The following is a 20,933-nucleotide window of genomic DNA, read 5'->3' as shown; positions in this document are numbered from 1 at the left end:
CGTGTTCATGACTTAGACAATCGCCGGGCTTTCGGTCAAGACCCCTTCGCAAAACCGGCGACCGTCCCATATCGAAGGCCCATATCGATTGATGCATGACCCGGGGAATGGGCTCAGGAAACGGGAGGGCTTGGCGTGAGCGAGACGAACTGGCTGTCGCTGGTGGCGCTTCTGATGGTGGCGGTTCTGGTGGTTCCTGCCGCCCTTCGCCGCAACCGCGGCGTGGCGGTGCGCAACGCGGCGCTGTGGCTGGCGGCGATCGTCGCGCTGGTCTGGATTTACGACCGCTTCGGACCGTTCGGCACCCGCTTCTGACCGGGAGCGTTTCCCCCCCTGATCCTACGGCCGGTTGTCCTCGTTCAGCGTCATGATGCCGATTCCCATCGACACGCTGCCGAAGGTCAGCATCAGGCCGGCATAGAGCATGACGGTGGCGGTGATGCCGTATTCGCTGCTGCCGATCAAGGTGGCCAGCCGGGCGACGTCGAACCACAAAAGCCCGCTGGCCAGCACCACCGCACCGACGATGCCGGCGAACAGATGGCGCAGCAGGAACAGCAGCGCCGCTTTCTCGAAGGTCTTCATGGCGGGGCTCTCCCGGCAGACTCGGTCCCGGCGCCAAACGGCCTGATGTCGGATGGCCTGGCGCCGGATACTCCATGTAGACCCGAATCGGTCCGCGGCAATCGATCCCCCGGCATAGCCGCGGTCATAGCGTCACCCTACCCTTTGGTTCCGACGGTCACGGTCGGCGTGCCGCCCAGCCGCCGGACGATGTCGGCCAATTCGCCGGCCGCCGCCTCCACCTCGCCCTCGCCGGTGCCGCGCAGCACCAGGCTGACGCCGAAGAAGCCGTTGCGGAAATAGGGATAGCTGCCGATCTCGAGTTCCGGATGGCGGTCCTGCAAGGCCGACAGCTCGGCGGCGATCACGCCCTCGGCCAACTCGCAGGCCACCGTGCGGGCATGCAGCGCCGGCCCGCCGGCCAGACGCGGCAGCACCCCGTCCAGCATCGCCCGCATGATGTTGGGCACGCCGGCCATGACGAAGACGTTGCCGATCTGGAACCCCGGCGCCTGGCTGATCGGATTGTCGATCAGGATGCCGCCGGCCGGGACGTTGGCCATGCGCAGCCGCGCCTCGTTCAGCTGGCCGGCGGCGTAATGGCGCTCCAGCCGGGCGACCGCTTCCCCGTTGCGCTCCAGCGCGACGCCGAAGGCCTTGGCGACGCAGGCCGCGGTGATGTCGTCGTGGGTCGGGCCGATGCCGCCGGTGGTGAAGACGTAGGTGTAGCGCGCACGCAGCGCGTTGACCGCGGCGACGACCTCCTCCTCCACGTCCGGCACCACCCGCGCCTCGCGCAGCCGCACGCCGATCTCCGTCAGTTTTTCGGCGATGTGCCCCAGGTTGGCGTCCTTGGTGCGGCCCGACAGGATCTCGTTGCCGATCACCAGGACGGCGGCGGTCGGATTGTCTGCGGCCGGGGGGACGGCTGTCTCGGACGTCATGGCGGTGCGGGTCTCCGTCGGAACGCTCTTGTCGAGCGGGAAGGCCAAGGGTAGCGTCGCCGCCAAGATGCGCTTTCCCACCCCCCTTCTTCAAGGCCGCCTGATCCGCCGCTACAAGCGGTTCCTCGCCGACGTCGAGCTGGACGGGGCGGAGATCACCGTGCATGTCCCGAATTCCGGCAGCATGATCGGGCTGGCCCTGCCGGGATCGGCGGTGTGGCTGTCGCGCTCCGCCAACCCGAAGCGCAAGCTCGCCCACACGCTGGAGCTGGTGGAGGCCGCCGCCCCCTGGGGCGAGGGGCTGGTCGGCGTCAACACCGGCCACCCCAACGCCCTGGCCGCCGCCGCGATCGCCGCCGGCACCATCCCGGAACTGGCCGGCTACGGCCGGCTGCGGCGCGAGGTGAAGTACGGCCGCAACAGCCGGATCGACATTCTGCTGGAGGACGATCCGGCGCAGCCGTCCCCCCGGCCGCCCGTCTATGTCGAGGTGAAGAACGTCCATCTCCGCCGCCCGGACGGCCCGCAGGGAGACGCCGCCGAGTTCCCGGATTGCGTCACCGCCCGCGGCGCCAAGCATCTGGAGGAGATGGCGGCGATGGTGGCGCAGGGTTGCCGGGCGGTCATGCTCTATCTTGTCCAGCGCACCGACTGCACTTATTTCCGCACGGCGGCCGATCTCGACCCGGCCTATGACGCCGGCCTGCGCCGCGCGCTGGATTCGGGGGTCGAGGCGCTGTGTTGGGCTTGCGCGATCACGCCCGAATCGATTGAATTGGACCGGCCGCTGCCGATCCGTCTGTAGCGCCGCGGCATGTCCGGATTTCGGTTTTTTTGGCATAGGGGCATTCGTCTTGGAACAGGATCACGTCGACTCCAACCGCGTCCGTCTGCATGGCCCGGAGGGGTTCGAGGGCATGCGCAAGGCAGGCCGGCTGGCCGCGCTGACGCTGGACTACATCGCCCCCTATGTGCAGCCGGGCGTCACCACGGGCGAACTCGACCGCCTGCTGGAACAGTTCATCCGCGACCATGGCGGCATCCCCGCCCCGCTGGGTTACCGCGGCTTCCCGCGCGCCAACTGCATCTCGGTCAACCATGTCGTCTGCCACGGCATCCCCGGCGACAAGCGGTTGGTCGACGGCGACATCCTGAACATCGACGTGACGCCGATCGTCGACGGCTGGTACGGCGACAGCAGCCGCATGTATCTGTGCGGCGACGTCGGGGTGAAGGCGCGCAAGCTGGTGGACGTCACCTATGACGCGCTGATGATCGGCATCGACGTGGTGAAGCCCGGCGCCACCCTGGGCGACATCGGCCATGCCATCCAGAGTTTCGCCGAATCCCATCGTTTCTCGGTGGTGCGCGATTTCTGCGGCCATGGCGTCGGCCGCGTCTTCCACGAGCCGCCGTCGGTCCTGCATTATGGCAGGCCCGGCGAGGGTCTGGTGCTGAAGGAAGGCATGATCTTCACCATCGAGCCGATGATCAACACCGGCCGCGCCGACGTGAAGATCCTGGGCGACGGCTGGACCGCGGTGACCAAGGACAAGTCGCTGTCCGCCCAGTTCGAGCATTCCATCGGCGTGACCGCCGACGGGGCGGAGATCTTCACCCTGTCGCCGGCGGGCTACACGAAGCCGCCCTACCCGGTGGAGTGAGGCGGAATGCGCTTGTGGGGTGGGCGGATACTCCCGCACGCCCAGGCTTGCGGCCCCGATAGCGTGGATTCCATGCGGTCACGTTGTGAAAGGTTCCCATTCGTCCGGCTTCATCTCCAGGTGAGGTCGGGGGGATGACCGGCGGCGGCCTGCCCCCGCCCGGTGGCCGAGCCGTCAGATCATCATGGGTTGGTGGACATGGCAGAGCCCCACGCACCTTGAGTTGAACCCATCACAGGTTAATGACAAAAAAGAGACGGCAGATACCATCCCGCCCTCCGATGGGTTTTCGATCTTGGACAGTCTCCAAGCCGCCCAACGTCTGGATGGGATCACGCCGTGTCAGCAATCACAGGGAACACCGTCGTTGTCCTGGAACAGAATGCCATCCTGCGGCTGGGCGTCGAAGCCCTGCTCGAATCATGGGGGTGCCGGGTCATCGCCGGTGACTGCGTCGACGACATCATAGCGATCATTCGGGACGAGGGTTTGCGCCCGACCCTGCTGCTGCTGCCTCCGACCGATGGCCTGGACATCGGCGACCGATTGGGCGACCGATTGGGCGACCGCTTCGAAGCCGAAATGGGCCATCCGCTGCCATGGATCGGCATCACCGCCGATCCCAACCTGCTCCAGCGCTGGAAGGCCGGGGCATCCGGCGGCATCCTGCTGGAGATGCCCTGCTCGCCCGACATGCTTCGCACGGCCATGCTCGAGGCGCTGCGGAAGACACCCTGATCCGTCACCCCCCTGAAACCCCGGCAGTTCCCGGATCGGAGCTTCCGATGGCCGATATGCCCGCACATCGTTGGCCGAGTGCCCGGCATGGACCGGGTGACGGACCCATCACATCAGGCGGCGGAAGGACGCGATGCGGTCGCGGCGCTGGGCCGTGTAAACCCCCTGGGCGTAGATGCGCCACGCCCCACCGACGCGCAATCCGGTGACGAAGCCGCTGCCCTGCCCGTTGCCCAAGGTGCGATAGTCGTTCCGCTTGAAGGTCTGGCGATAGCCCATGGCGGACAGCGTGCCGGTCATCGCCTGATGATCGGTGCCGCCATCGGCGCCCTGGATGTTGTGATGGGCAACCCTGACCGAATGGTTGGGGCCTGCGACGCAACCGAAGGAACAGCCGTCCATCAGGGCGTTGACGAAGAATTCCGCATGCCCGTCAAGGACGGTCGAATAGCCGGAATCCTCATTCCAGGGCAGGAAATAGCCCTGGGCCGACCCTGCGCCATCCTTCACGATCTCGTAGGAATAACCGCCGGTGGTCCAACCGCCGAAAAGGCCGGATAGACCGGAGGAGTACTCTACCCGCGTGTCATGCCTTGTTACTTTGAAGTTGGACAGGCTCGGCCCGCCGGCCCCCGATGGTCCACACAACCAATAAACTGTGTTCTGGCGGAAAAATATATCCGGATTGTTTCGTATCTGCGCCAGAAATTCCTGGGCATCGACATCTTGGGCCATTCGTATCTCCTTGGATACTATGCGCGTCGCGATAAAATTTATATCCTTGAACGCGATATGTTTCAAAGATTTTCGCGCATTGCTCTTTTGCTGCCGGCATTTCCGGCCGCAACCCGTTGGCCAGGCGCTTGACTATACAACTTCACCACATGCCGCACCGTACCGGGCGCATCGGGAGCCCCCGGCAACCGGGCCGGCGGCTTCGAGGTTTCCCAGCCAGCCTTATCCGGCAAGGTGGCGATAACGCAGAGGATGCTCATCGCGGGTGGCTGGGCGCTGGTACTGGCGCAACACTTCGCCCGTCAAGGCGCCGGGCTTCGGCAACGAAGCGCCGGGCGACAATCCGGGAGGAACAACCATGGGCGGAACATTCCGGAGCGCGGCCGGTACGCCGAAAACAGTCAAGTGGGAGATCACGATTTCGGCCGGTGGGAAACGCTGCGGCCCCCGGACATGGAAAGGCCCCGAAAGGCGTTACCTTTCAGGGCCTTAGAGTGGTGCCGCAACAGGGATTTGAACCCCGGACCTACTGATTACGAATCAGTTGCTCTACCCCTGAGCTACTGCGGCGTCGTCGTGGCGCGGAACATAGCGAGGTGCTCCACGGGATGCAAGCGGTGAATTTCGGAAAAATCAGCCGCCCATTCTCAAGCCTGCCATGCTTGCGCACCCCCATCCGCCGCCCTCATCCGTGCTGGCGGATCACCTCCAGGAAGGCGTCGGCGTAGCGCTCCAGCTTGCGGCCACCCACCCCCGGCAGATGGGCGAAGCTCGCGTGGTCCTGCGGACGCTGGGCCACCATTTCCAGCAGCGTGCTGTCATGGAAGATCACATAGGGCGGCACGCCCTGGGCCTTGGCCAGCGCCGTGCGGCAGTCCTTCAACGCGTGCCACAGCACGTCGTCGGCCGCCGACAGCGCGCCACGGGCGCCGCTCCTGGATACACCCTCCCCGCCGCCGACGCCGCCACCCCGCGCGGTGTGGCGGCGCAGCGCGTCGTGGACGCCGCGGCGGCGTTCCAGAACCGGATCCTTGCGCAGCTTCACCACCCGCTGCCCCTTGATCACCGCGACACCGGCATCGGTCAGGCGGAAACCGCCATAGCCCTCCAGGTCGACGGTCAGCAGGCCGGTCGCCACCAGCTGGCGATAGACCGACTGCCATTCGACCTTGGACAGATCCTTGCCGACCGCGAAGGTCTTCAGACGGTCATGCTGCTGCTGGATCACCTTCTCGGTCGCATTGCCGACAAGCACGTCGATCAAATGGCCGGCGCCATAGCGCTGGCCGGTGCGGTAGACCGCCGACAGCGCCTTCTGCGCCGCGACGGTGCCGTCCCAGGTCTCGATCGGATCCAGGCAGGTGTCGCAGTTGCCGCAAGGCTCCGGCAGCGTCTCGTTGAAATAGTTCAGCAGAACCTGCCGGCGGCAGTCCGGCGTCTCGCAGAAGCCCAGCAGCGCCTCCAGCTTGCCGCGCTCGACCCGGCGGTGGCTGTCGCCGGCCTCCGACTGCTCAAGCATCTGGCGCAGCATCACCACGTCGGCCATGCCATAGGCCATCCAGGCGTTGGCCGGCAGCCCGTCGCGGCCGGCGCGGCCGGTCTCCTGGTAATAGGCCTCCAGGCTCTTGGGCGGGTCGAGGTGGCAGACGAAGCGGACATTCGGCTTGTCGATGCCCATGCCGAAGGCGACGGTCGCGACCATCACCAGACCCTCGCTCTTGATGAAGCGATCCTGGTTGGACTCCCGCACGTCGGCCGGCAGCCCGGCATGGTAGGGCAGAGCCTCGAGGCCCTGGCCATTCAGCCAGGCGGCGACCTCCTCCACCTTGTTGCGCGACATGCAATAGACGATGCCGGCGTCTTCCGGATGGTTTTCGCGCAGGAAGGCCAGCATCTGCTGGCGCTCGCTCTTCTTCGGCACCACGCGGTAGGTGATGTTGGGCCGGTCGAAGCTGGACAGGAAGACGCGGGCGTCGGTCAGCCCAAGCTTTTCCTTGATCTCGGCCCGGGTCTGCACATCGGCGGTGGCGGTCAGCGCGATGCGCGGCACCATCGGGTGGCGCTCGTGCAGGATCGACAGCTGGAGATATTCGGGGCGGAAATCATGCCCCCACTGCGACACGCAATGCGCCTCGTCCAGCGCGAACAGCGCCAGCCGGGTGCGGTCGAGCAGATCGAGGAAGCGCGGCGTCACCAGCCGTTCCGGCGCGACATAGACGAGGTCGATCTCGCCCTGCACCATCGCCCGCTCGACATCCCGCGCCTCGGCCGGTCCGAGGGAGGAGTTGAGGAAGGCGGCGCGCACGCCCAGCTCCCGCAGCGCCGTCACCTGGTCGCGCATCAGGGCGATCAGCGGCGAGACGACGACCGTCACCCCGTCGCGCACCAGTGCCGGGATCTGGTAGCACAGCGACTTGCCGCCGCCGGTCGGCATCAGGACCAGCGCGTCGCCGCCGCGCACCACATGGTCGATGATGTCGGCCTGCTGGCCACGGAAGGAATCGTAGCCGAACACTGTCCGCAGCGCGTCGAGCGCCGCGGCCGGCCGGTCTCCGAAGCCGTCGTCCGACGCACCCCGGTTGCTGTAGGAAAACAACGAATCCACGCCGATGCGGTTCAGGAAAGTGGTGCCGGAGATCCGGCTTGTCGTCTCAACGACCCATCATGTGGCACAGATCGGCCCCATGGCAAAGCCGCAAAGGGTCACGTCCGGGAACAAAGCTCGGACCACCGCGGCCACCACCACGCATTGGTGTGAAAAGATGGCGCCCGCTCACCGTCCGCGTGTAAAGTGAAAACGGCGGATGGGTGGTCCATCCGCCGTTTCGGAAGGAGGAAGGCGGCATGAAGAAGATGCCCTTCTTCCTGGTGCTTTTTCAACGCACGGTATCGTGCCCTACAGCAAGTCGCGCAGCATCGCCACCAGCGGCACATCGGCCGGCGGCATCGGATAGTCGCCCATCCGGTTCGGATAGACCCAGGCGAGCGTCTGGCCCTCCTGCGGCATGATGTCGCCCTCCCACACCCGGCAGACATAGAGCGGCATCAGGAGATGGAAGCGCTCGTAGCTGTGCGAGGCGAAGGTGAAGGGGGCGAGGCAGCTGGCCGCCGTGTCGATGCCCAGCTCCTCCTTCAGCTCGCGCACCAGGGCGGCCTCCGGGGTTTCGCCCTCGTCCACCTTGCCGCCGGGGAATTCCCACAGGCCGGCGAGCGACTTGCCGGGCGGACGCTGGGCCAGCAGCACGCGCCCGTCGGCATCGACGAGCGCCACCGCGACGACGAGCAGCACCGGCAGCGAGCCGGGTGCCGGGGTCGAGCTGGGATCGAAACAGGCGGTCATCACGCGGCTCCGGTGGCGGTCAGCTCCGGTAGCTGCCGTTGATGTCGATGTAGCCGTGGGTCAGGTCGCAGGTCCACACCTTCGCCGTTCCCTTGCCGAGGCCGAGATCGATGTCGATGTCGATCTCCTTGCCCTTCATGTGGGCGGCGACCGGCGTCTCGTCATAGCCGGGAACCTCCATCCCGTCGGCGCAGATCAGCGTGCCGCCGACGGTGATCCTGATCAGGTCGCGGTCGGCGCGCTCGCCGGCGCGGCCGATGGCGGCGACGATGCGGCCCCAGTTGGCGTCCTCGCCGGCGACCGCGGTCTTGACCAGCGGCGAGTTCGCCACGGTCATGCCGATGCGCTTGGCCGCGGCGTCGCTGTCGGCGCCACGCACGGTGACGGCGACGAACTTGGTCGCCCCCTCGCCGTCGCGCACCACCTGCAGCGCCAGATCGAGCAGCAGATCCTCCAGAGCGGCACGGAACTCCGCCAGCTCGCCGGCATCGGCGCTCGACACCGTGGCGTTGCCGGCTTTGCCGGTCGCGAACAGCAGCAGCGTGTCGCTGGTCGAGGTGTCGCCGTCGACCGTGATGGCGTTGAAGGTGCGCTCGGTGAATTCCGACAGCATGTCCTGCAGCGCGGTGGCGGCGATGGCGGCGTCGGTGAAGACGAAGCCCAGCATCGTCGCCATGTCCGGCGCGATCATGCCGGAGCCCTTGGCGAAGCCGGCGATCGTCACCGTCGTGCCGCCGATGCTGGCGGTGCGCACCGCGCCCTTCGGGAAGGTGTCGGTGGTCATGATGGCGCGGGCGGCCTTCTCCCACGCGGCGGAATCGGCCTTGAGGGTCGGCGCCATCGGCGCCAGGCACTTGCCGATGGCGTCGGCGGCCAGCGGGATGCCGATCACGCCGGTCGAGGCGATATAGACCTCGTCCGGGGCGCAGCCCGCCAGTTCGGCGGCGGCCGCGACGGTCGCCTGGACGGTGGCGTCGCCCGCCTTGCCGGTGAAGGCGTTGGCGTTGCCGGCATTCACCACCACGGCGCGGGCCTGGCCCTTGGGCAGGCTGTCGCGGCACCAGATCACCGGGGCCGAGCAGGTCAGCGACCGGGTCAGCACGCCCGCCACGCTGGTGCCGGGATCCAGCACGGCCAGCAGCAGATCGTCGCGGCCCTTGTATCGGATGCCGCTGTTCGCCGTGGCGATGCGCACGCCCGCGATGGGCGGCAGCGTCGGGAAGCTGGCGGGAGCCAAGGGGGAGAGGGTCGTGGCCATGGTGGAATTCCCGTGGTGGGGGAGTGGTGGTGGCGTGGGCGTGGAGGGTTTGAGGTGCTGGCGTATTGCCCCCACCCTAACCCTCCCCCGCTTCGCAGGGGAGGGGACTGCCGCCGCTCTCCTGCAAAAGCGCTTACCCCCTCCCCCGCCCAGCGGGGGAGGGTTGGGGTGGGGGCATGGTACGCCCCCCGTCCCCTTACTTCTTCGCCGGCTCCGCCGGAGCAGCCGGGGCCGGAGCCGGGGCGGCGGCCGGCTCTTCCTTCGGCATCGGCGAGCCGTCGAGCTGGAAGGTCTCGACCTTCGCGGCTCCGCGCAGCTCCTCGACCAGCGCGGTGACGATGTCCTTCGACAGCGTCTGCTCCAGCTGCGGCTTCACCTCGTCCAGGGTCGGCTGCGGCTGGGTGCGCTTGTCCTCGACCTTGATGATGTGATAGCCGAACTGGGTCTTCACCGGCTCCTTGCTGACCTCGCCCGGCTTCATGGCGAAGGCGGCGTTGGCGAAGGGCTCGACCATCGCGTCCTTGGTGAAATAGCCGAGATCGCCGCCCTGGGCCGCGGCGGCGGCGTCCTTGGACTTTTCCTTGGCCAGCTTGGCGAAATCGCCGCCCTTCTTCAGCTGGGCGATGATGGCCTTGGCCTCGTCCTCCTTCTCGACCAGGATGTGGGCGGCCTTGACCTCCTCCAGCGCCGGGTTCTCCTTCAGGTAATCCTGATAGGCCTTCTGCATCGCCTCGGGGGTGACGCGGGCCTTGATCTCCTTCTGGATGTAGGCGCGCTGGACCGCGCGCTCCTCGGCGCGCTTGATCTCGTCCTTCACATCGGCCGAATCGGCCAGACCGGCCTTGTAGCCGGCCGACGCGACCAGCTTGCCGCTGACCAGCTGGTCGATCACCGCCGGATAGATCATCTCGATCGGCATCTGCTGCACCTGGGGCGGCAGCTGCGAGACCATGCGGGTGACGTCCGACTTGTGCAGCTCCTCGCCGTTGACGCGGGCGACGACCGGATCGGCAGGGGCGGCGGCGGCCGGCGCGGCGGCCGCCGCCGGCGCGGGGGTGGCCGGAGCCGGCGTCTGGGCATGGGCGGCCAGCGCGATGCCGCAGGCGGCGACCGACAGGAGCGCGGTGCGGAACACTCGATGAACCATGGCGTGTCTTTTTCCTTCCGGCGGATGCTTCGCAACACGAGGGACGAGATTGAAGGGGGCAGGATTGAAGGGGGGCAACATCGAAGACGCCGTCCGTTTCGCAGGGGCCCGCGGCATCGGAGCCATCCGCCGCTCCGCGCCCGATTCCGCAGGGGATTAAGCATGGCTCGCCTGCCGTGGGCAAGGGTCGCCATCGTCCCGTCACAGGAACTGTGGCGCCGGACCGGCCTATACCAGCCCCCGGCCGCCGCATCCAGACGGCTCCCGGCTTGCTGGACGCGAATTCATCGTCCCGTCATGCGGCGGCGGGGCGCCGCGGGACCGGTCTCGCCCGGTCTCGTTGACAGGGCCTCTCCATAGTCCTATGTGAGACCCGTCGATAGGCTGGCCCACACTCCGCTTTACTCCCGAGGTTTTCATGTTCGGCGCTCTCGCCCGCAAGATTTTCGGCACCGCCAACACGCGCGCGGTCAAGGCGCTGCACAAGACCGTGGCTCAGATCAACGCGCTGGAGCCGTCGGTCGCCGCGCTGTCGGACGACCAGCTGAAGGGCCGCACCGACTGGCTGCGCGACCGGCTGGCCAAGGGCGAGACGCTGGACGACATCCTGCCCGACGCCTTCGCCACCGTGCGCGAGGCGGCCAGGCGCGTGCTGGGCCAGCGCCATTTCGACGTCCAGCTGATGGGCGGCATGGTGCTGCACAGCGGCAAGATCGCCGAGATGCGCACCGGCGAGGGCAAGACGCTGGTCGCCACGCTCGCCGTCTACCTGAACGCGCTGGAAGGCAAGGGCGTCCACGTCGTCACCGTGAACGACTATCTCGCCTCGCGCGACAGCGGCTGGATGGCGCGGGTCTACGGCTTCCTCGGGCTGTCCACCGGCTGCATCGTCCACGGGCTGGACGACGACGAGCGGCGCGCCGCCTATGCCGCCGACATCACCTACGGCACGAACAACGAGTTCGGCTTCGACTATCTGCGCGACAACATGAAGTTCCGGCTGGAGGAGCTGGTCCAGCGGCCCTTCAACTACGCCATCGTCGACGAGGTCGACTCGATCCTGATCGACGAGGCGCGCACGCCGCTGATCATCTCCGGTCCCTCGACAGACTCGTCGGAGATGTATGTCCAGGTCGACCGGCTGATCCCGATGCTGGTGGCAGAGGATTTCGAGAAGGACGAGAAGCACCGCACCGTCAGCTTCACCGAGGCCGGCCAGGAGCATATGGAACAGCTGCTGGGCCAGGCCGGGCTGCTGAAGACCGGCGGGCTCTACGACATCCAGAACGTGGCGCTGGTCCACCATTCGCAGCAGGCGCTGCGCGCCCACATGCTGTTCCAGCGCGACAAGGACTATATCGTCAAGGACGACAAGGTCGTCATCATCGACGAGTTCACCGGCCGCATGATGGAAGGCCGCCGCTTCTCCGAAGGGCTGCACCAGGCGCTGGAAGCCAAGGAGAAGGTGACGATCCAGCGCGAGAACCAGACGCTGGCCTCCATCACCTTCCAGAACTATTTCCGCATCTACCCGAAGCTGGCCGGCATGACCGGCACCGCGCTGACCGAGGCGGCGGAGTTCGGCGAGATCTACGGTCTCGAAGTGGTGGACATCCCGACCAACGTCCCGGTCAAGCGTATCGACCACGACGACGAGGTCTATCGCACCGCGACCGAGAAGTACCACGCGATGACCGACCTGATCGAGGACGCGCGCAAACGCGGCCAGCCGGTGCTGGTCGGCACCACCTCGATCGAGAAGTCCGAGCTGCTGGCGGAGCTGCTGACCAAGCGCGGCATCCCGCACAACGTCCTGAACGCCCGCCACCACGAGCAGGAGGCCTACATCGTCGGGCAGGCCGGCCGCGCCGGGGCGGTGACGGTCGCCACCAACATGGCCGGCCGCGGCACCGACATCCAGCTCGGCGGCAATCTCCAGATGCGCATCGAGGTCGAGCTGGCCGACCTGCCCGAAGGCCCCGAGCGCGACGCCCGCATCAAGCAGATCGAGGCCGAGATCGTCGAGGCGCGCGAGGCGGTCAAGCAGGCCGGCGGCCTGTATGTCATCGGCACCGAGCGGCACGAGAGCCGCCGCATCGACAACCAGCTGCGCGGCCGCTCCGGCCGCCAGGGCGACCCCGGCACCTCGAAGTTCTTCCTGTCGCTGGAAGACGATTTGATGCGCATCTTCGGGTCGGAGCGGATGGACAGCATGCTCCAGCGCCTCGGCCTGAAGGAGGGCGAGGCGATCATCCATCCCTGGATCAACAAGGCGTTGGAAAAGGCGCAGCAGAAGGTCGAGGCGCACCATTTCGAGGTGCGCAAGAACCTGCTGAAGTTCGACAACGTCATGAACGACCAGCGCAAGGTCGTCTACGAGCAGCGCCACGAGGTGATGGAGAGCGAGGACATCGCGGAGGAAATCCGCGAGATGCGCCATCAGCTGATCGCCAACATGGTGTCGACCGCCATCCCGGCGAACAGCTACTCCGAACAGTGGGACATCGACGGCCTGCACGAGGCGGTCAACCGCGTGCTGGGCATGGATCTGCCGGTGCAGGACTGGGCCAAGGAAGAGGGCATCGCCGAGCCGGAAATCGAGGAGCGCGTGCGCGAGGCCGCCGACCGCAAATATGCGGAGAAGGAGGAGGCCTACAGCGCCGAGACGATGCGGCATGTCGAGAAGAGCATCCTGCTCCAGGTCCTGGACCAGGAATGGAAGGACCATCTCCTCCAGCTCGACCATCTGCGCCAGGGCATCAACCTGCGCGCCTACGCCCAGAAGGATCCGCTGAACGAGTACAAGCGCGAGGCCTTCGAGCTGTTCGACACCATGCTGATGGCGCTGCGCGAGCAGGTCACCAGCATCCTGATGCATGTCGAGATCCGCATGGCCCCGACGCCGGAGGAGCTGTTCGCCCGCCAGATGCAGGAGATGCACGAGGGCCGCACCGACCCGGCGCTGGAGATGGCCGGGGCCGGGGCCGGCGAAGCCCTGCCGGACGGCATGGTCCGCGCCTCGTCGCTGGCCGGCACGCCGGAAGACCAGCCGCTGCCGGACGATGTGATGGCCAACACCCCGCGCAACGCCTCCTGCCCCTGCGGGTCGGGCAAGAAGTTCAAGCACTGCCACGGGCGCATGGCGTAAGGGAAGATTGCAGGGGGGCTGCGGTGTCCCTTCCCTCTCCCGCATTGGCGGGGGAGGGCCAGGGAGGGAGCAGGAGCCTCCATTGCAACCAACCCCTCCCCACCCCGTTTCCCCTCCAGCAACCATGGAAGACGGGACGCCATGCTCGAAGAGTTCAAGAAATTCATCAGCCGCGGCAATGTCGTCGAGCTGGCGGTCGGCATCATCATCGGTGCCGCCTTCACCGGGATCGTCAATTCCCTGGTCAAGGACATCCTGATGCCGCCCATCGGCTGGGTGATGGGCGGCATCGACTTCTCGAACTATTTCTTCAGCCTGTCGGGCGGCGGCTACGATTCGCTCCAGGCCGCGGAGGCCGCGGGGGCGGCCACTGTGAATTACGGCCGCTTCATCAACGCCTGCATCAATTTCCTGATCGTGTCCGGCGCGCTGTTCCTGATCGTCCGGCAGGTCAACCGCCTGCATGTCCTGCACAAGGAAACGCCGAAGACCCCGCCGCGGCAGGAACAGCTGCTGGAGGAAATCCGCGACGCCCTGCGCGCCCGAACGGACGACCGGGCCGGTCACAAGGCAGGAACCGGCGTCCAGGCGACGGCGAAGGCGCCGCCCGACCGCCCGTCCTGACCGGTCCTCAGCTGCCGTCCACCGCCAGGAACACCGTCCCGATCAGCATCGCCACCGATTGCAGGCAGGCGCTGTCGGCCGGCGTCCACTCCCGCATCGCCCCCGATTGCTCGCAGCACAGCACGCCGACCGCCACGTTCTCGTACAGGACGATGTAGTCGAGCAGGCTGCGGATGTCGTTTCCCTTGAAATAGGTCCCGGCGAAACAGCGGGTCGCCGGGTGGGTCAGCGCATCGCTCGCCACGACGCGGGAATTGTTGGTGATGGCGCGGAAATAGTCGGGATGGTCGGCGCGCAGCAGCACCATGCCGCCGCCATGCTCGCGCCGGGCCGCATCGAACAGGTTCAGGCAGACCAGCTTTTCCCGCCCGTCCGCGAAGGCCCAGACGCTGGCGCGCGACACCGCGGTGCGCTCCACGATGTCCTCGCAGGCGGCCTTCCACACATCCCCGACCGTCGCGTGTCCGACACGCAGCCCGAAAACCGCCGCTTGTGTCCTGTCCATGGCACGCTCCGCTGGTCCGGGCGATCTCGTCGAAATCCCTGTTGCTTCAGTCAGTACCGGACGCACCGCCCGCTGTCGACGGATTTGCCGCCATGGACCGGGAAAGCGGCGGATCCTGCGAATGCAGGTTTTCCCAGGGCCGCCCCACCTCCACCGAGGCGGGCAATCGTGCCGGGACCGCAAGAACCCCTCGTTGCCGAGCCGGGACGGACGGGGTACGCTCTTAGGGTCGGTACCGGTCCCCCGGCGGGACCGCCATCGCACCGGCTCCCCACAAGTCCCCTGCCCTCGGCAAAGGCCATGCCCATGTCCGCCAACCGTCCGTGCCGGGATCCGACGACGCGCTCCGCCGCGCGCGTCGGCCATTTCGGACGGGGGGGTGGCCGGGGAGGCGGATGGCCCGCCGCGCTGCGGATGCTGGCCGTGCTCCTGCTGGCGATGCTGGCCGGTGGCCCGGCGGCGGCGATCGGCCCCACGCAGCCGGCTTTCCCCGCGCCCGCCGCCGCACAGGACGCCGCCCCGCGCCCGGCGCTGATCCGGGTGGCGCTCGACGACAATTACCCGCCCTACAGCTTCCGCGACGGCTACGGCGCCCATGTCGGGATCGTCAAGGATCTGTGGGCATTGTGGTCGCAGAAGACCGGCGTCCCGGTCCACATGCTGGCGACCGACTGGGGCCTCGCCCGGCAGGCGATGGACAAGGGCGACGCCGACGTCATCGAGACGATCTTCCGCAATGCCGCGCGCGAGCTGCTCTACGACTTCTCGCAGCCCTACGCCAAGGTCGACGTGCCGATCTGGTTCAGCGCAGACCTCAGCGGGATCACCGGGGTCGATTCGCTGCGCGCCTTCACCGTCGGGGTGAAGGACCGTGACTTCTGCGTCGAATGGCTGACCGAACAGGGCATCACCGCCTTCCAGCATTATTCCGGCTTCGAGACGATGATCGAGGCGGCGGCGCGGCAGGAAACGCGGGTCTTCTGCATGGACGACCCGTCGGCCAACTACTACATGACCAAGCGCGGGGTGCAGGGGCGCTTCCGCTACACCGACCCGCTCTATACCGGCGAACTGCATTGGGCGGTGCGCAAGGGCGACGCCGCGCTCTACCGGCTGGTCGCCGACGGCTTCGCCCGCATCACCCCGGCGGAGCGCAAGGAGATCGAGGATCGCTGGCTCGGCCGCAGCATCGCCGGTGCGGTCAGTCCCCAGCTGATCGACCTGCTGGTCAAGCTGCTGGCCGGGCTGCTGGTGCTCGGCATCGGCGCGCTGGTGTGGGGGCTGCTGCTGCGCCGCCAGGTGGAAAGCAAGACCGAGAGCCTGCGCACCGCCGTCGCCGCGCTGACCGCCAGCGAGGAGCGGGTCCGCACCATCTTCGACAATGTCACCGACGCCATCTTCATCCACGACCTGGACAGCGGCAACATCCAGGAGGTCAACCGCCGGATGGTGGAGATGTACGGCATCGGCGACACGCCGCTGCCCGCCATCAAAATCGACATGATCAGTTCCGGCGTGCCGCCCTATACCCGCAACGACGCCGCGGCCTGGATCCGCAAGGCATCCGCCGGCACCCCCCAGCTGTTCGAATGGCATGCCCGCAAGCTGGACGGGACGCTGTTCTGGGTCGAGGTCAGCATGCGGCGCGCCGCGGTGGACGGCAACGACCGCCGGCTGCTGGTGGTGGTGCGCGACATCACCGAACGCAAGGCCGCGCAGGAGCGGATGGAGTTCCTGTCCTACCACGACGCGCTGACCCTGCTGCCGAACCGGCTGCTGGTGCAGGACCGCGCCGGGCAGGCTCTGGCGCGGGCCGAGCGCAACGGCCGGCTGGTGGCGCTGGTCGCCTGCGGGCTGGACCGCTTCAAGACGGTGAACGACAGTCTGGGCCACGCCGTCGGCGACGCGCTGTTGCGCGCGGTGGCGGACCGGCTGAAGGCCGCGGTGCGCGACACCGACACCGTCAGCCGCGGCGGCGGCGACGAATTCATCCTGCTGCTGTCCGGGCTGCCCGACGCCGACGCGGTGGTGGAGGCGGTCGCCTCCCTGCACGAGGCGATGGCCGAGCCCTTCCAGGTGGCGGGACAGGAGCTGACCGTCACCCTGTCCTCCGGCGTGGCGCTGGCGCCCGCCGACGGCAGCGATTTCGCCACCCTGCTGAAGAACGCCGACACCGCCCTGCACCATGCCAAGGTGTCCGGCCGCGACACCCACCGCTTCTATGCCGAGGCGATGAACGCGGAGGCGGTGGCCCACCTGTCGACCCGCAGCAGCCTGCGCCGGGCGCTGGAACGGCAGGAGTTCCTGGTCCACTACCAGCCGCAGGTCAGCCTGGAGACCGGCGCCGTGATCGGGGCCGAGGCGCTCCTGCGCTGGAACCATCCGGACAAGGGCATGATCCCGCCCGGCGCCTTCATCCCGATCGCCGAGGACAGCGGCCTGATCGTCCCCATCGGCGCCTGGGTGCTGGCGGAGGCCTGCCGGCAGGCGGCGCGCTGGCGCAGCCAGGGGCTGTCGCTGTCGGTCGCGGTCAATCTCTCGGCGCTGCAACTCCAGCGCAACGACCTGGTCCGCACGGTGACGCAGGCGCTGGCCGACAGCGGCCTGGATCCGCTGCTGCTGGAGCTGGAGCTGACCGAATCGATGCTGATCCAGAACACCGAGCTGGTGATCGACAACCTGCGCCGCATCAAGGCGATGGGCATCCAGGTGTCGATCGACGATTTCGGCACCGGCTATTCCAACCTGTCCTACATCGGCCGTCTGGCGGTGGACAAGCTGAAGATCGACCGCAGCTTCGTCGCCGACCTCACCCGCAACCATGACAGCGCCAAGATCACCGCCGCGGTCATCCAGATGGCGCACAGCCTGAACCTGACCGCCGTCGCCGAGGGGGTGGAGGATGCCGAAACGCTGGAGGCCCTGCGCCTGCTGCGCTGCGACGTCGCCCAGGGCTATTTCCTCGGCCGCCCCGGCCCGGCCGAGGCGGTCGAGCGCGCCGCCCGGCAGGTGAACCCGTTCAAGGCGAGGGTGTAGGGCGGCACGGAACGGCAGGCGCCGTCAGAGCCCCTTCGCCAGCGCGACCAGCTGGTCGAGCGCCGTGCCCCAGCCCAGATGGAAGCCCATCTCCTCGTGCTGCGTCTTCGCCGCCTCGTCCTTGTGACAGGCGACGGCGGTATAGAGCGTGCCGGTTTCCGTCGCCTCCAGCGTGACCGTCGCGGTCATGAAGCCGTCGCCGGAGGGACGGTAGCCGGGGCCCAGCGCATCGGTGAAGACCAGCAGCCTCTCATGCTCCACGGCGAGGAAGCAGCCGGTGCTGTCGTTCCGCTCGCCGTTCGGCCCCTCCATCACCGTGCGGAACCTGCCGCCCGGCCTGAGGTCGATCTCGCAGGCCGTGGTCCGCCAGGGCGCCGGCGTGAACCATTTCATGAGCAGCTCCGGCTCGGTCCAGGCGCGCCAGACGAGCCTTGGCGGGACCGCGACCTCGCGCTTCAGTTCGAGATCGAGGCGCGGGTCGAAGACGATGGGCGTGACGCTCATGGGGTTCCTTCCTCCCTTTCCTTCAGGTCGAGCACCAGATTGTCGAGCTGGTCGAGCCGCTTGCTCCACAGGCTGCGCTGGGCGTCCAGCCAGCCTTCCACGGCCGCCAGCGCCTCGGGCCTGAGCGTGCAGGTGCGGACCCGGCCGATCTTGCGCGTCTCGACGAGGCCGCTGTCCTCCAGCAGCCGGAGATGCTGGAGAAAGCTCGGCAACGCCATTTCGAACGGCTTCGCGAGGTCGCCGACCGAAGCCGGCCCGCGCGCCAGCGCCTGAACCACCGCCCGGCGCGTCGGATCGGCCAACGCGCGGAACGTCCTGTCGAGAGCCGCATCCATGGCCTCACCCTATCGGCGATCAATAGTTAGGTCAACGCCTAACTGTTGCAGTGCGCATCCGGCCTCGGGGTCAGGCCGCGCCGTTGGCCGCATGCAGGCTGGCCACCCCGGCGACGATCAGGGCGATGCCGGCGACCTTCAGCAGGCTGAGCGATTCCCCGAACACCACCACGCCGATGGCGGCGATGGCGGCGGTTCCGGCCGCCGACCAGATGGCATAGGCGATGCCGACCTCGATGGTCCGCAGCGCCTGCGCCAGCAGGACGAAGGCGACGCCATAGCACAGCACCACGACCGCCGCCGGCCCGGCCCGCGTCATCCCGTCCGACATCTTCATCGCCGAGGTGCCGACGATCTCGAACAGGATCGCGACCGCCAGATACAGCCAGCTCATCGACACCAAGCCCCCACAATTCCGGCAGCCGATTCCAACGGTCCTGCCCCGAGAAACGGCGCAGGATGGACCCCGCGCACCGGCGCGGCAAGTGCCGCTGTTGACGCCGCGCTCCACCGGCCCTACGGTCTTTGCCCTCATTCCCAGGCCTGTTCTCTCCGGCCTGGACTTTGTCTATCTGGTGTCGAAAGGGTCCGACGATGACCGGCGAACGGGATCTGGCGTTGCAGGCGAAGGCATGGCCGTTCGAGGAGGCGCGCAAACTGGTCGCGCGCTTCGCGAAAGCGCCGCCCGCCAAAGGCTATGTCCTGTTCGAGACCGGCTACGGTCCGTCGGGCCTGCCGCATCTCGGCACCTTCGGCGAGGTGGCGCGCACCAGCATGGTCCGCCACGCCTTCCAGACCATGAGCGACATTCCGACCCGGCTGTTCTGCTTCTCGGACGACATGGACGGGCTGCGCAAGGTGCCCGACAACATCCCCAACAAGGAGATGGTGGCGGCCAGCCTGGGCAAGCCTCTGACCCGGGTGCCCGATCCGTTCGGCACCCATGACAGCTTCGGCGCCCACAACAACGCCCGGCTGCGCGCCTTCCTCGACGGCTTCGGCTTCGAGTACGAGTTCCAGTCCTCGACCGACTGGTACAAGTCCGGCCGCTTCGACGAGGCGCTGCTCGGCATCCTGCGCCATTACGACGAGGTGATGGCGGTGATGCTGCCCACGCTCGGCGCCGAGCGGCAGGCCACCTACAGCCCCTTCCTGCCGGTCTCGCCCTCGACCGGCCGCGTGCTCCAGGTGCCGATGCTGGAGCGCAATGCCGATGCCGGCACCATCGTCTTCGAGGACGAGGACGGCAAGAAGGTCGAACTGCCGGTCACCGGCGGCCATGTGAAGCTGCAATGGAAGCCGGACTGGGGCATGCGCTGGTTCGGCCTCGGCGTCGATTACGAGATGTACGGCAAGGATCTGATCCCGTCGGCCGAGCTGGCCGGCAAGATCTGCAGGATCCTGGGCGGCACCCCGCCGGAAGGCTTCAACTACGAGCTTTTCCTCGACGACAAGGGCCAGAAGATCTCCAAGTCGAAGGGCAACGGCCTGACCATGGAGGAATGGCTGGCCTACGCCCCGCCGGAGAGCCTGGCGCTCTACATGTTCCAGAAGCCGAAATCGGCCAAGCGGCTGTATTTCGACGTCATTCCGCGCGCGGTGGACGAGTATCTGACCTTCGTCGACAAGGTCCACGGCGAGGAGCCGGCGAAGAAGCTGGAGAACCCGGCCTGGCACATCCACAACGGCAAGCCGCCGGCGGTGCGTTCCGACGTGTCCTTCAACCTGCTGCTCAATCTGGCGGGGGCGGCGAATGCCGAGACCAAGGACAGCATGTGGGGCTTCATCCGCCGCTATGCGCCCGACGCCACGCCGGAGAACAGCCCCTTCCTGGACAGCATGGTCGGCTATGCCGTGCGCTACTATCAGGATCAGGTGAAGCCGACCAAGCGCTTCCGCGCCCCCACCGACGCCGAGCGCGCCGCCCTGACCGACCTGCTGGCCAAGCTGGACGGCCTGCCGGCCGACGTCCGCGCCGACGCCATCCAGAACGAGGTCTTCGAGGTGGGCAAGGCCCACGGCTTCACCGAACTGCGGGCCTGGTTCCAGGCGCTTTACGAGGTGCTGCTTGGCCAGACCACCGGCCCGCGCATGGGGTCCTTCATCCAGCTCTACGGCATCGACGAGACCAAGGCGCTGATCCGCGAGAAGCTGGCGGCCTGATTGGCGGCCCGATTGGCGACATGGCAGCAGGAAAGGGGGATGCCGATGGGCATCCCCTTTTTCGTTTACGAACGATAAAATGCGCGATCATTTTCCATTTCGATCGTTCGTCTGACCCGCGATCTGGAAATTGGCTGAAAAATATGCAGAACACTGCTCTTCAGCCTATCCGTTGGGCGGAGCAAACCTTATTCCATACCGCGCTATGCGGACATCGCACCGCACCAA

The 20,933-nt window shown here is 67.4% G+C and carries 19 protein-coding genes and 1 tRNA gene; 8 read left to right on the top strand and 12 right to left on the bottom strand.

Annotated features, from left to right (window positions below; all coding sequences use genetic code 11):
* Window positions 1–135 precede the first annotated feature (135 nt).
* Complete coding sequence (locus ABMY26_RS15935; RefSeq protein WP_372398217.1) at window positions 136–315, top strand: hypothetical protein; 180 nt, start codon at window positions 136–138, stop codon at window positions 313–315.
* A gap of 24 nt (window positions 316–339) precedes the next feature.
* Here ABMY26_RS15935 and ABMY26_RS15930 read toward each other — a convergent pair whose 3' ends face one another.
* Both ABMY26_RS15930 and ABMY26_RS15925 read right to left on the bottom strand, forming a co-directional pair.
* Entirely contained in the window at window positions 340–585 is a 246-nt protein-coding gene (locus tag ABMY26_RS15930) for a hypothetical protein (RefSeq protein ID WP_045581700.1), read from the bottom strand.
* 137 nt (window positions 586–722) lie between these two features.
* Window positions 723–1,508: a competence/damage-inducible protein A gene (locus ABMY26_RS15925; RefSeq protein ID WP_372398216.1), complete on the bottom strand. Its 786-nt coding sequence runs from the start codon at window positions 1,506–1,508 to the stop codon at window positions 723–725.
* Between the two features lie 67 nt (window positions 1,509–1,575).
* On the opposite strand from ABMY26_RS15925, the gene sfsA reads away from it, so the two are divergent.
* The 3 genes from sfsA to ABMY26_RS15910 all read left to right on the top strand — a co-directional run bounded on the left by sfsA (window position 1,576) and on the right by ABMY26_RS15910 (window position 3,910).
* The gene (gene sfsA, locus ABMY26_RS15920; RefSeq protein ID WP_372399023.1) at window positions 1,576–2,313 is read left to right on the top strand and encodes a DNA/RNA nuclease SfsA; all 738 of its coding nucleotides are present in this window, start codon (window positions 1,576–1,578) and stop codon (window positions 2,311–2,313) included.
* 49 nt (window positions 2,314–2,362) lie between these two features.
* Window positions 2,363–3,172, top strand: coding sequence for a type I methionyl aminopeptidase (map, locus tag ABMY26_RS15915; RefSeq protein ID WP_372398215.1), 810 nt, complete (start codon window positions 2,363–2,365; stop codon window positions 3,170–3,172).
* A gap of 339 nt (window positions 3,173–3,511) precedes the next feature.
* Window positions 3,512–3,910 carry a hypothetical protein gene (locus tag ABMY26_RS15910; protein ID WP_372398214.1) on the top strand — a complete coding sequence of 133 codons (399 nt, stop codon included), beginning with the start codon at window positions 3,512–3,514 and terminating at the stop codon, window positions 3,908–3,910.
* A gap of 108 nt (window positions 3,911–4,018) precedes the next feature.
* Here ABMY26_RS15910 and ABMY26_RS15905 read toward each other — a convergent pair whose 3' ends face one another.
* From ABMY26_RS15905 to ABMY26_RS15880, 6 genes are all read right to left on the bottom strand, one after another.
* Window positions 4,019–4,420: a hypothetical protein gene (locus ABMY26_RS15905; RefSeq protein WP_372398213.1), complete on the bottom strand. Its 402-nt coding sequence runs from the start codon at window positions 4,418–4,420 to the stop codon at window positions 4,019–4,021.
* A gap of 720 nt (window positions 4,421–5,140) precedes the next feature.
* Window positions 5,141–5,215, bottom strand: a tRNA-Thr gene (locus ABMY26_RS15900).
* A gap of 115 nt (window positions 5,216–5,330) precedes the next feature.
* Window positions 5,331–7,250, bottom strand: coding sequence for a DNA helicase RecQ (gene recQ, locus ABMY26_RS15895; RefSeq protein ID WP_372398212.1), 1,920 nt, complete (start codon window positions 7,248–7,250; stop codon window positions 5,331–5,333).
* A 291-nt stretch (window positions 7,251–7,541) separates the two neighbouring features.
* Complete coding sequence (locus ABMY26_RS15890; RefSeq protein WP_372398211.1) at window positions 7,542–7,985, bottom strand: (deoxy)nucleoside triphosphate pyrophosphohydrolase; 444 nt, start codon at window positions 7,983–7,985, stop codon at window positions 7,542–7,544.
* Between the two features lie 19 nt (window positions 7,986–8,004).
* Window positions 8,005–9,243, bottom strand: coding sequence for a bifunctional glutamate N-acetyltransferase/amino-acid acetyltransferase ArgJ (gene argJ / locus ABMY26_RS15885; protein WP_372398210.1), 1,239 nt, complete (start codon window positions 9,241–9,243; stop codon window positions 8,005–8,007).
* Between the two features lie 196 nt (window positions 9,244–9,439).
* Entirely contained in the window at window positions 9,440–10,390 is a 951-nt protein-coding gene (locus ABMY26_RS15880; RefSeq protein ID WP_372398209.1) for a peptidylprolyl isomerase, read from the bottom strand.
* Window positions 10,391–10,808: 418 nt separating this feature from the next.
* Between ABMY26_RS15880 and secA the strand changes: the two genes are divergently transcribed.
* Together secA and mscL are read left to right on the top strand one after the other, a co-directional pair.
* Window positions 10,809–13,538, top strand: a complete 2,730-nt coding sequence (secA, locus tag ABMY26_RS15875) for a preprotein translocase subunit SecA (protein WP_372398208.1) — start codon at window positions 10,809–10,811, stop codon at window positions 13,536–13,538.
* A 141-nt stretch (window positions 13,539–13,679) separates the two neighbouring features.
* The gene (mscL, locus tag ABMY26_RS15870; protein ID WP_372398207.1) at window positions 13,680–14,162 is read left to right on the top strand and encodes a large conductance mechanosensitive channel protein MscL; all 483 of its coding nucleotides are present in this window, start codon (window positions 13,680–13,682) and stop codon (window positions 14,160–14,162) included.
* Between the two features lie 7 nt (window positions 14,163–14,169).
* On the opposite strand, the gene ABMY26_RS15865 is transcribed toward mscL, so the two are convergent.
* Complete coding sequence (locus ABMY26_RS15865) at window positions 14,170–14,667, bottom strand: GAF domain-containing protein (RefSeq protein WP_372398206.1); 498 nt, start codon at window positions 14,665–14,667, stop codon at window positions 14,170–14,172.
* A 414-nt stretch (window positions 14,668–15,081) separates the two neighbouring features.
* Between ABMY26_RS15865 and ABMY26_RS15860 the strand changes: the two genes are divergently transcribed.
* Complete coding sequence (locus tag ABMY26_RS15860; RefSeq protein WP_372398205.1) at window positions 15,082–17,703, top strand: EAL domain-containing protein; 2,622 nt, start codon at window positions 15,082–15,084, stop codon at window positions 17,701–17,703.
* A 24-nt stretch (window positions 17,704–17,727) separates the two neighbouring features.
* Here the strand turns inward: ABMY26_RS15860 and ABMY26_RS15855 are convergent, their stop codons facing one another.
* The 3 genes from ABMY26_RS15855 to ABMY26_RS15845 all read right to left on the bottom strand — a co-directional run bounded on the left by ABMY26_RS15855 (window position 17,728) and on the right by ABMY26_RS15845 (window position 18,936).
* On the bottom strand, window positions 17,728–18,207 hold the full coding sequence (locus ABMY26_RS15855) for an SRPBCC family protein (RefSeq protein ID WP_372398204.1): 480 nt from the start codon (window positions 18,205–18,207) through the stop codon (window positions 17,728–17,730).
* Window positions 18,204–18,542: a helix-turn-helix transcriptional regulator gene (locus tag ABMY26_RS15850; protein ID WP_045581689.1), complete on the bottom strand. Its 339-nt coding sequence runs from the start codon at window positions 18,540–18,542 to the stop codon at window positions 18,204–18,206. The genes ABMY26_RS15855 and ABMY26_RS15850 overlap by 4 nt, the downstream gene beginning before the upstream one ends.
* A gap of 70 nt (window positions 18,543–18,612) precedes the next feature.
* A complete protein-coding gene (locus ABMY26_RS15845) occupies window positions 18,613–18,936 on the bottom strand; it encodes a multidrug efflux SMR transporter (protein ID WP_372398203.1) in 324 nt (107 codons plus the stop codon).
* 200 nt (window positions 18,937–19,136) lie between these two features.
* Here ABMY26_RS15845 and ABMY26_RS15840 point away from each other — a divergent pair, with 200 nt between their 5' ends.
* Window positions 19,137–20,705: a lysine--tRNA ligase gene (locus tag ABMY26_RS15840; RefSeq protein ID WP_372398202.1), complete on the top strand. Its 1,569-nt coding sequence runs from the start codon at window positions 19,137–19,139 to the stop codon at window positions 20,703–20,705.
* The last annotated feature ends 228 nt before the right edge of the window (window positions 20,706–20,933 follow it).

It is taken from the genome of Azospirillum sp. HJ39 (assembly GCF_041507355.1).
Classification (GTDB): domain Bacteria; phylum Pseudomonadota; class Alphaproteobacteria; order Azospirillales; family Azospirillaceae; genus Azospirillum; species Azospirillum thiophilum.
Note: the sequence above shows the minus strand (reverse complement) of the source record. Positions and strands in the feature narration are given on the sequence as shown.

What these genes read in the sequence shown, in the direction of transcription:
- ABMY26_RS15930 (WP_045581700.1), bottom strand. Translation starts at nt 585, where the DNA reads ATGAAGACCTTCGAGAAAGCGGCGCTGCTGTTCCTGCTGCGCCATCTG.
- ABMY26_RS15925 (WP_372398216.1), bottom strand. Translation starts at nt 1,508, where the DNA reads ATGACGTCCGAGACAGCCGTCCCCCCGGCCGCAGACAATCCGACCGCC.
- sfsA (WP_372399023.1), top strand. Translation starts at nt 1,576, where the DNA reads ATGCGCTTTCCCACCCCCCTTCTTCAAGGCCGCCTGATCCGCCGCTAC.
- ABMY26_RS15890 (WP_372398211.1), bottom strand. Translation starts at nt 7,985, where the DNA reads ATGACCGCCTGTTTCGATCCCAGCTCGACCCCGGCACCCGGCTCGCTG.
- argJ (WP_372398210.1), bottom strand. Translation starts at nt 9,243, where the DNA reads ATGGCCACGACCCTCTCCCCCTTGGCTCCCGCCAGCTTCCCGACGCTG.
- ABMY26_RS15880 (WP_372398209.1), bottom strand. Translation starts at nt 10,390, where the DNA reads ATGGTTCATCGAGTGTTCCGCACCGCGCTCCTGTCGGTCGCCGCCTGC.
- secA (WP_372398208.1), top strand. Translation starts at nt 10,809, where the DNA reads ATGTTCGGCGCTCTCGCCCGCAAGATTTTCGGCACCGCCAACACGCGC.
- mscL (WP_372398207.1), top strand. Translation starts at nt 13,680, where the DNA reads ATGCTCGAAGAGTTCAAGAAATTCATCAGCCGCGGCAATGTCGTCGAG.
- ABMY26_RS15865 (WP_372398206.1), bottom strand. Translation starts at nt 14,667, where the DNA reads ATGGACAGGACACAAGCGGCGGTTTTCGGGCTGCGTGTCGGACACGCG.
- ABMY26_RS15860 (WP_372398205.1), top strand. Translation starts at nt 15,082, where the DNA reads ATGCTGGCCGTGCTCCTGCTGGCGATGCTGGCCGGTGGCCCGGCGGCG.
- ABMY26_RS15855 (WP_372398204.1), bottom strand. Translation starts at nt 18,207, where the DNA reads ATGAGCGTCACGCCCATCGTCTTCGACCCGCGCCTCGATCTCGAACTG.
- ABMY26_RS15850 (WP_045581689.1), bottom strand. Translation starts at nt 18,542, where the DNA reads ATGGATGCGGCTCTCGACAGGACGTTCCGCGCGTTGGCCGATCCGACG.
- ABMY26_RS15845 (WP_372398203.1), bottom strand. Translation starts at nt 18,936, where the DNA reads ATGAGCTGGCTGTATCTGGCGGTCGCGATCCTGTTCGAGATCGTCGGC.
- ABMY26_RS15840 (WP_372398202.1), top strand. Translation starts at nt 19,137, where the DNA reads ATGACCGGCGAACGGGATCTGGCGTTGCAGGCGAAGGCATGGCCGTTC.